This is a genomic window from Grylomicrobium aquisgranense (assembly GCF_033971865.1).
Lineage (GTDB): Bacteria > Bacillota_I > Bacilli_A > Erysipelotrichales > Erysipelotrichaceae > Bulleidia > Bulleidia massiliensis.
The window spans coordinates 21,723-31,070 of record NZ_JALBUR010000023.1 but is presented as its reverse complement, the minus strand read 5'-3'; the positions used below and the strand labels follow the sequence as shown (position 1 = coordinate 31,070).

General features: G+C 40.1%; 7 protein-coding genes. All 7 read left to right on the top strand.

Annotation, left to right across the window (positions count from 1 at the left end; all coding sequences use genetic code 11):
• The first annotated feature begins 389 nt into the window (after positions 1-389).
• The 7 genes from MOZ60_RS08620 to MOZ60_RS08590 all read left to right on the top strand — a co-directional run bounded on the left by MOZ60_RS08620 (position 390) and on the right by MOZ60_RS08590 (position 9,347).
• Positions 390-1,262 carry an SDH family Clp fold serine proteinase gene (locus MOZ60_RS08620; protein ID WP_277653215.1) on the top strand — a complete coding sequence of 291 codons (873 nt, stop codon included), beginning with the start codon at positions 390-392 and terminating at the stop codon, positions 1,260-1,262.
• A gap of 9 nt (positions 1,263-1,271) precedes the next feature.
• The gene (locus MOZ60_RS08615) at positions 1,272-1,472 is read left to right on the top strand and encodes a hypothetical protein (protein WP_277653214.1); all 201 of its coding nucleotides are present in this window, start codon (positions 1,272-1,274) and stop codon (positions 1,470-1,472) included.
• Positions 1,473-1,712: 240 nt separating this feature from the next.
• Positions 1,713-2,684 (top strand): Abi family protein, encoded by a 972-nt coding sequence (locus tag MOZ60_RS08610; protein ID WP_370596368.1) that lies wholly within the window; start codon positions 1,713-1,715, stop codon positions 2,682-2,684.
• 509 nt (positions 2,685-3,193) lie between these two features.
• Positions 3,194-3,772, top strand: a complete 579-nt coding sequence (locus MOZ60_RS08605; protein ID WP_370596367.1) for a recombinase family protein — start codon at positions 3,194-3,196, stop codon at positions 3,770-3,772.
• Positions 3,773-4,062: 290 nt separating this feature from the next.
• Positions 4,063-5,535 carry an ATP-binding protein gene (locus MOZ60_RS08600; protein ID WP_370596366.1) on the top strand — a complete coding sequence of 491 codons (1,473 nt, stop codon included), beginning with the start codon at positions 4,063-4,065 and terminating at the stop codon, positions 5,533-5,535.
• Positions 5,525-8,350 (top strand): Z1 domain-containing protein, encoded by a 2,826-nt coding sequence (locus tag MOZ60_RS08595; RefSeq protein ID WP_370596365.1) that lies wholly within the window; start codon positions 5,525-5,527, stop codon positions 8,348-8,350. The genes MOZ60_RS08600 and MOZ60_RS08595 overlap by 11 nt, the downstream gene beginning before the upstream one ends.
• Positions 8,343-9,347, top strand: a complete 1,005-nt coding sequence (locus MOZ60_RS08590) for a PD-(D/E)XK motif protein (protein WP_370596364.1) — start codon at positions 8,343-8,345, stop codon at positions 9,345-9,347. The genes MOZ60_RS08595 and MOZ60_RS08590 overlap by 8 nt, the downstream gene beginning before the upstream one ends.
• Position 9,348: the final 1 nt, after the last annotated feature.

Here is a 9,348-nt window from a genome sequence, read left to right as displayed (position 1 = left end):
CTATCATGTAAAGGCCTTCCTTTCTTGGATGAGGCAACTTCCCCATCTCTTTATTGAGCCAATAACAAGTATGCGGGATGATCCTCGAACACACAAGTTAATGGAGGGCTTTTACATATTGTCTAAAAACGGGACTGCATACAGTATCGGATATCCTGCTATTTATTGAAAGATGGTGCTACTTTGACGCTTACGATTCATTCAGAAAAGATGTGGAAAACTTTTTTGCATATTTCCCAAATAGCTGGGAAATAATCACCTTATCAAAGATTGTTGGAATCTATCGGTGAATTGTTACCGGAAGAGCGGAGCGATGTAAATATCGTAAGCGGCTTACTTGTGTGCACGCTTTTTCTGATATAATATCTTATATCAAGGGAGCGGCGTATATGGCATCTTGGGATGATATTCTCGTGGAACTCGGAACAGTTCCTGGACAATTGGACTTTCTAAGAACAAAGTATCTAAACGAACTTTCTACTTATACTGGCAGAAATACTATTGCCTACTATTCCGCATTTCTAAACAAGCAGGCTGTCGGCATGGACGTAAATGATAGTGATATGAACGGGTTTATGAACGCTGTCAGAGGGATGGATTGCAGTCGTGGATTGGATATCATACTGCATACACCCGGCGGCTCTCCTGTTGCGGCAGAAGCAATCGTAAAGTATTTACGTAAAAAGTTTGGAACCGATATTCGAGCCATTGTTCCTCAGTTGTCAATGTCTGCAGGAACCATGATGGCATGTGCGGCAAAAGAAATAGTAATGGGCGCACACTCAAGCCTTGGGCCCATCGATCCGCAATTTAACGGTATTCCTGCGTACAGCATTCTCAAGGAGTTTAACGATGCCAAAGAGGATTTGTCAAAAAACCCGAATAATTTGGGATACTGGTCGATTGTTCTGCAAAAGTATCCAGCTGCATTTGTATATCGTGCGCAAGAAGCAATCGATCTTTCTGGCGAGTTGGTAAAAAACTGGCTAAAAACAGGAATGTTCAAAGATGACCCCGGACGGGCTGAAGGGATTACAGAAAATCTTAACGAGCATGAACAGTCAAAAGAACATGGTCGGCATTTCGATGCTGAATATTGTAAGAACATCGGGCTTAAGATAACAGATCTTGAGAAGGACCAGCAATTGCAGGACAAGGTTTTGAGTGTTCATCATGCGTTTATGATTACGTTCGGCAGCTCTAAATCAGCTGTGAAAATTATTCAAAACGCGTCACATTCTTGGGTTATTAATGCTAACTAGGAGGGTGCCATGAAAAACACCATGGAAGAAATCAATAAGATTTATGAAATGTGCGGACTACCAACAAGTGAGAAAACAGCGGACATTTCGTTCATTCATGATTTCCCTATTCCAAACAAGTTGATTAGTGAAATGGATGATTCTTCTCAGCCTGTCTCGCCACAGGAAAAGACTAAATATGGGTTTGTCTATTTCGGAGACCAGAACTAATTCATCTGTACACACGCACTTCTGTCGAGTACTTCGGCAGAAGTTTTCTTTTGCGCAATTTGCACCCGGCTGCCTGGAACCCACAGCAGAAATCCAGCATTCTTTCAACTATATCATATAAGAGGAGGATGTTTTCATGGAAAAAGAAATCCTAGACCCGTGCTGCGGCAGCCGAATGTTTTATTTCGGTAAAGGGGAAGTGCTATAATAAATACATATTTTTGTTTCGGAGGTTAAAATATGCTGTCAATCAATCAGCTCATGAAGTACTTAAGGGCCCATCATCATATTGCTGTAAAAAGCAATCAGGCGCAGGCACTTCGAAACATAGGATATTATCATGGCTTTAAGGGATATCGTTTTATCCGAACTCCGAACCAACGCATAGCCTTTTCCTCCCTGGATGAGGTCATCGCATTAAATAAATTTGACATGCAACTCAAGGCTATTTTTTATCCAAAAGTAATGTTTATTGAAAATGCATTAAAGAGTTATGTGATCGAAGCGGTTTTAAAAGACAGCAAATCCGAAACACTTGATGCCATCTTTGAGAAATCAATTACTGATTACAAATCATACACACGCGGCAGTTCACAATATCATAAACAATACGCCAAACGGATGACACTGAAGGGGAAAATCAATAGTGCTTTACTGCGTGATTATTCAAACAAACGTCAAGTAGTGAATCACTTTTTTGATAGTGATCGTCCTATCCCTATATGGGCAATTTTTGAGTCGTTAACGCTAGGAGAATTTGGTACGCTTTTCTCTTGTGCAAGTTCAAATATAAAATTAGCCACTTCTTCTATACTTAAACTGCCGCGTAACCTAGATGCCGACGGAAAAATTACAGAGTACATTATTTACACCATTAAGGACTTGAGAAATGCAGTAGCACATAACAACACAATCTTCGACACAAGATTCCAAACCAATTCTATAAACCGTCGTCTTCTTTCCTTATTAGAAACAGAAATAGGAACTAACGGATTAGACTTTAAGTACATTGAAGCTTATGTTATTCTAATTACCTATGTATTGCGAAAAATGGGCGTGACCAAAACAGAGTGCAAGCAGTTTATTAATTCTTTTGCTGATTGTACAGATGAACTTAGAGTACAAATGAGTCCCAATGTTTGTAACCAAATTCTAGGCACACAACAAAGGGCTCATCTACTTAAGCTTCAGGAATTCATCAGCAATTCTTGAAATGGCTTGCACTTAATCTCGGTCTGTATTATATTATTAGTACGAATTGCGGTGGCCGTCTTCGGACAACACCTAGAGGGAGCTTGATGCGTCGGGCTCCTTTTTTCTATTATGAAATCAGGAAGAATCCAGTCCTGATTGAGCTGTCATGAGCATATGAATCTACAATGGAAAGGTCAGGATTACCTGGGTGTATTCCTGGCCTTTCCTGCGTATGGGCATATACCGGAAAGGTCTGGGTTGACTGCGCAGTGGCCTTTTCTTCCCGACCAAAAACGGTCTTTTTTTATCCGACTCTTTGGGTCAGTCGAAATGGCCCTTTTATTCTGGCGCTAACACTGGCATATTTTAAACATATGAACTAAAGTCGTCTTAATATGTATCACTAGGGTATACTCAATTGATTCATACAATGTTGTGTTTCACAATATGGTTTAATATAATTCATATGATACATATATGTTTCATGTAATATTTATACTCTATTGAAATATACGGGGGTCTCTGAAATGAAGATAGGATATTGCCGATGCAGTACTGTCGATCAAAATACTGCTAGACAAGAGAAAATATTGAAAGACCTGGGGTGTGAAAAGATCTATACAGATATGACATCTGGCAAAAACAGAGATAGGCCAGGATTACAGGAAATGATGAATTATATCCGTGAGGGAGATGTTCTTTATGTGGAATCAATTTCTCGCCTTGCAAGATCAACGCATGATCTTCTGGATATCATTGATGAACTACAAAAGAAAAAGGTGTCCTTTGTGTCAGACAAGGAGAGAATAGATACTAACACACCGCAGGGGCAATTCATGCTAACTGTGTTTGCTGCTATGGCAGAGTTAGAGAGATCACAGATCCGTCAGCGGCAGGCTGAGGGCATTGCGATCGCAAAAAAAGACGGAAAGTATAGAGGCAAACAGCCTAAGCCGATCGATTATATTCTTTTAGAAGAATTATATGAGAGGTGGAAGAATGGTGAAATCACCCAAAAATACATGTGTTCAAAACTGAATGTAAGTAGATCAACTTTGTTCAGAATAATTAAGAAGAGATATCGTTCTTCTCTCAGCTATCACTAACAGTGAGCTTCATAGATGCAAGAATTTATTAACAAATTGGTGAATTCTACAGTTGCTGTGCTTGTTCAGATACAATAAGATTGAATTGCTTTATAACCATCGTCCATGTGAGAGTTAATCATACTATTAATGGTTATCTGTATTTGGATCAAAGTGCTGGGAAGGAAGGCTTCAAATCGTGAATATCATTATTGTTATAGGTTAAGTTGCCTGAAGCAATAATGGATACTTGAGCTTTATATGACACAGAAGAAATAAAATAAGTTTGGAAACTGGGGGAAAGAGGCAAAATGACAGGTACAGTTCCTTCAATACCGCAGGCTGGTCTACTTTTGCAGTCACTGAGGTCAGTTGGATACTCTGAAGAAGCAGCTATCGCAGATATTGTGGATAATGCAATTTCTGCTGATGCAAGTGAAATTCACATTAACTTTGATTGGGAAAACCAGATTGTTTCTATTATGGATAATGGAAACGGAATGGGAAGAGACAAGCTTTATAAAAACATGCAGATTGGTTCTTCAGATCCAGAAGAGCAAAGGGCCGCAACAGATTTGGGACGGTTTGGCATGGGAATGAAAACCGCTGCATTCTCGCTAGGCAGAAGGGTAACGGTGGTAACAGCCCGCAATGGGGAAATCAGTAATGCTGCTTGGGATTTGGATCAAGTAGGTGCACTGGGTTGGCAGCTTCTTGTAGAAGATGATGGCAGATATGATCGTTACCTTAATGGAATGAATGATCATGGGACTGCAGTTGTCATCAGCACGCTGGATAACTTGATTGATGATTCAGACCTGAAAAAGGCAAAAAATCATTTCTATTCAGTAATAAATAAAGTTCAGAAGCATTTGAGTCTTGTGTTTCATCGTTTTATTTCGGAAGACGGCTTAAAAATATTTGTTAATAGTGATAACCCTCTGGAAGCATGGGATCCATTCATTTCAAATAATCCAGCAACACAGGAGTTGGCAGAAGATGAAATATGGGATCCCGATTATAAAACTTGCACGTACATTCAGCCGTATGTACTTCCGCACAAGACAAAATTTGCATCTGAGCAGGAATATGATGCGGCGGGCGGTTTTAAAGGATGGAATAGGCACCAAGGAATTTACCTGTATAGAAATCGTAGGCTGATCATCTATGGTACGTGGTTTGATTTGATTAGAAAAGAACCAGCCTTTAACCTTGCTAGGATAAAGATTGACATTTCCGCCGATGCAGATGAGGACTGGAAGATCGATATAAAGAAGTCACGTGCAGCGTTGCCTGTTTATTTAAGAGATCGGGTAATTATTGCAGTTGATGACTGTACTACTCGATCAACAAAGGTTTACAACTCACGCGGAGCATATTCAAAAAAAGGCCCATCTGCACTTAATCTTGATTATGTTTGGGAGCAAAGACGCAACAATGGGAATTACACATTCAAAATAAATAAAAAGCATACTCTTCTGAATTCAATCAGGAAGCAATTGAATGATGAAGGAAAGAATGAGTTAAGGGCTTATTTGTCGTTGGTGGAAAACTTCGCACCCTTTATGAGAAGCGGAGTAGTGGACACGATTAACACCGGCGATCCCAAGCAGGATGATCTGCAGAAGCAAAAGGATTTGTCGGACATCAAGAATTATGCAGCTGTTTTTAAAGAACAAGGATTTTCCAAAAATGAAGTCATGGAGACACTGCTGAATATGCCGATGTATTCATACTTAAGAGATGAAATTATTACCATAGTGGAGGAACTCAATGATAAGTGATTTTAATGGGATAGATGCGGCTGAACGACAGCTTTATGTGGCAGCTATTTCAAACTGCTCAAAAATGGTTCACGATCAGAAAATTCCGGTAAAAGACGCTGTTGAACGGATTGTCACAGCTTACTCCATGCTAGGGACCATATCAGATATTGATAACCTTAAGAAAGTACTTTATGAGGAAGTGACTCAGGAAAGCAGCAAACACAATGTTATCAAATCAGAAGAAGTCTGCAACCGTCATTGGTGGACTGATTTTAAGGCAGATGTACACGAGCCTAAAAAGTATTGGAATAGATATTATGACTATCTTTCAAGTAAGCCGGGCTGGAGTGTTACTTCAGTAAGAGATCTTGATGATTCTACGGATGAAGTAATGAATTATTTGGCAAATCCCATTGCTGGCAAGCCAGATGAACGCCGGGGGCTTGTTTATGGAGATGTTCAGTCCGGAAAAACAGCCCACTATCTTGGATTGATAAATAAGGCATATAGCGCCGGCTACAAGATTATTATTGTGCTTACAGGCATGCAGAACAGTCTGCGAAGTCAGACACAGTCACGTGTTGATGAAGAGGTGTTGGGGTACGAAACCAGCACAGAAAATATTGAGCAGATGCTTCAGGAAGCCCTTCAGAATTCAATAGGCGTTGCTAATGTTATTTCCAACTCTGAAGTTGGAAATATACTGCAGTCATTGACGAACAGAGATGAGAACGGTGATTTTAATAAAAGCATAAAGAGTACTTCAATTACCCCTCCGTACATTATTGTGACAAAAAAGGTAAAAAGTCCTTTGAAAAATATTCTCGAATACCTCACAACCAGTACTATTGCTGAGAATGAACATGGTAAGAATTTTATTCCTGCAACGTACCCCGCACTTATTATCGATGATGAGGCTGATCAGGCATCCGTGAATACAAAGAATATGGAGAAGAGCGAAGACCCTACTACAATTAATGGCCTTATCAGGAAAATTCTGAATGTATTCAAATGCAAGTCATATGTAGGATACACAGCAACCCCATTTGCTAATATTTTTATCCCGCACCGGACAGATGATGATGTATATGGAAAGGATCTGTTCCCGAAGGATTTTATTGCAGAAACCCCTCGTCCTGAGCTGTATGTTGGCGCCCGTGAATTTTTCGGCTTGGGAGATGAGGAACCTGTTACAACCATGCCCTTATATCGTGAAATAATAAAAGGAAAGGATTTCTTAGGTAAGGGCACAGCTAAGAATGCTCCAATAGGCGAATTGCCGGATGAATTAAAAGAGGCAGTTAAGTATTTCCTGATTTCTACAGCAGTTAGGAATCTGCGTGGACAGAGAAATAAACCCAACACAATGTTAGTACATATTGTGCGGTATGTAGATCAGCAGGATATCATAAAGAGAAGACTGCAGGATTATGTACAGAATGAAGTTTTTAATTACATACAGTTTGGTGATTACGCAATTCATGATGAATTCCAGTCAATTTATGACACAGATTATATTCCGACGACAAAAAAGCTGAAGATTGGATTTTCTAAGTACATGAAAGGTTGCGACGAAGTCGATTTCACAGTTGTTTGGGCAGAGATCCGAAGAATTGTGGAGAAGAGAGAACTGGTCGTTTGGTCCGTTAACTCCAATTCAAGCGATGGTCTTATTTATAAAAATTATGAGGACATGCCATTCAATGTTATTGCTGTTGGCGGTGATAAACTGTCTAGAGGCTTAACATTGGAAGGGCTTACCATCAGCTATTTTACCCGCGCCGCAGGAGCAATGGATACACTCATGCAGATGGGCAGATGGTTTGGCTTTAGACCTGGTTATCTGGATTTGTGCAGGTTGTATACGACATCTGACTTATACAATAAGTTTGAAATAATTTCGTATTCAGTTGCAAACCTAATCTCACAGTTTGACGATATGAACACACTGAAAACTGATCCGGAGCATTTTGGTCTGAAGGTAGCAACTGATCCAAGCATTCTTATTTCTGCAAGAAATAAAGTAAGAGCAGGAACGGATTATCAGGCTGATTTTTCGGCTAAGCTGACACAGACAAGGTTGCTTGATGCTGACCCTGAAATTATTGAGAATAATTACGAGACTGTAGATGCGTTGCTGTCTTCGCTGGATCAGAACAGATTGGATGTTCCCGGGCATAAAACATATAACGAAATTACGGGAAGGAATCGCAGCAAAGGCAAGTATTTTTGGACCGGAGTTTCTGGAACTGTAATTGCAGATTTCTTTGATCATTATCACACATCAAAGTCGGCTACAAAAGCTAGCGGACATCATATTGCAGATTATATAAGAGAAATGATGAAATTTGGAGGATTGACTGACTGGACAATATGTCTTGCCGGTACAGGAGAAACTCCTACTTCTAAGATTGCAGTCTCATCGCAATGGCCAATTTCAGTGCATGGTATTGAACGTAATAAGGACAAGGGGCCGGATTATCCTGTAGTGGACAGCGTTACAAGGGACTTGCATGTGCTTACTTCTTCAGGAGATGAGGAACTTGATTATAGAGAAGATGTACGAAAGAAAGCTGAGCATTTACGAGAGCGTCTGAAAACGACAAATCAAAACAACGCTGTAGTTGCACGGGAAGTAAGAAGTACATATCGAGGTTTTGGTCATGGTTTTTTGCTCCTTTATCCTATCGAAAAAGTAGCTGAGGATATAAAGACTCAAAATGAGAAGGCCCCTTATGCTTTTGCAGTTGTGTTTCCTGATCGGAAAGACAAGGGAAAACTTAAGTCCTATAAACTTAATGAGGTAGCAATGGAGATGAATGACGATGAATAAAACATTGGAGATGTATTATGCGCTGCTTCAGGAGCTGCAAACCAAAGCATATGACCCCAGCAAGTACATTCATAGAAAATATACGTGCAGGAACAATATTGGAATTATTTATTCCATGTCTGTCGGTCCAAGAATGCGGGCTCTGGAAATTCCAGCTGATAAAACGACTAAGGATACAAGTTTTCCCGTCTGGAGAGGCGTGAAGATTGACTTGGTCACAATGCCTGAGTATTCTCAGCAAAATCAGCTGTATATAGAATTGCAGCAGATGCCAGGTACAGAGTCCTATATTTTTGAAATTGTGGCAGATGATCTGCGGCGCGGTATTGAAACTTTGCCCTCTCCTCAAGGCAGTACAAAACAGACGTTGGCAATATTGAAGAAATGGAAGGATTTTTTCTCGGCAGGGGAACTTCCAATTCTAACCGGTATCAAAGCACAGGGATTGTTTGGTGAACTTCTATTTTTGAGAGAGCTGATCACTAATGCCGGCCCATCAGCAGTAAACACATGGGCTGGCGTAAATAATGAGACGCATGATTTTTATATCGGGCAGAATGCTGTTGAGATAAAAACAACAGCAACACAAGCGCCTTATATGGCTCATATCAATAGTGAATATCAATTGGATGATCATGACGTAAACGGAAAGTTATTTTTACGGATGTATGCATTCCGTAAAGATACAAACGGAGGACAGAGGCTTCCGGAATTGATAAATATTCTTCGTGGACTGATAAAGGATGATCCTTCTGCCTGCAGGATATTTGAAGATAAGATCGCCAAAGCTGGCTACTTGGATGTTGCTGAAGATTATTATCAGGAAGGGTATACCCTTCGTGACACATATTCATTTGAGGTAAAAGCAGGATTTCCAAGAATAGTTAAGAAAAATGTTCCCAATGGAGTCTACGATTTGGAATACAGCGTTTCCGTCGCTCAATGCATGGATTACGCAATTGAAGCTAAAGATTTGCTGAAGGGGATTAAGGAGTAAC

What these genes read in the sequence shown, in the direction of transcription:
- MOZ60_RS08620 (WP_277653215.1), top strand. Translation starts at nt 390, where the DNA reads ATGGCATCTTGGGATGATATTCTCGTGGAACTCGGAACAGTTCCTGGA.
- MOZ60_RS08615 (WP_277653214.1), top strand. Translation starts at nt 1,272, where the DNA reads ATGAAAAACACCATGGAAGAAATCAATAAGATTTATGAAATGTGCGGA.
- MOZ60_RS08610 (WP_370596368.1), top strand. Translation starts at nt 1,713, where the DNA reads ATGCTGTCAATCAATCAGCTCATGAAGTACTTAAGGGCCCATCATCAT.
- MOZ60_RS08605 (WP_370596367.1), top strand. Translation starts at nt 3,194, where the DNA reads ATGAAGATAGGATATTGCCGATGCAGTACTGTCGATCAAAATACTGCT.
- MOZ60_RS08600 (WP_370596366.1), top strand. Translation starts at nt 4,063, where the DNA reads ATGACAGGTACAGTTCCTTCAATACCGCAGGCTGGTCTACTTTTGCAG.
- MOZ60_RS08595 (WP_370596365.1), top strand. Translation starts at nt 5,525, where the DNA reads ATGATAAGTGATTTTAATGGGATAGATGCGGCTGAACGACAGCTTTAT.
- MOZ60_RS08590 (WP_370596364.1), top strand. Translation starts at nt 8,343, where the DNA reads ATGAATAAAACATTGGAGATGTATTATGCGCTGCTTCAGGAGCTGCAA.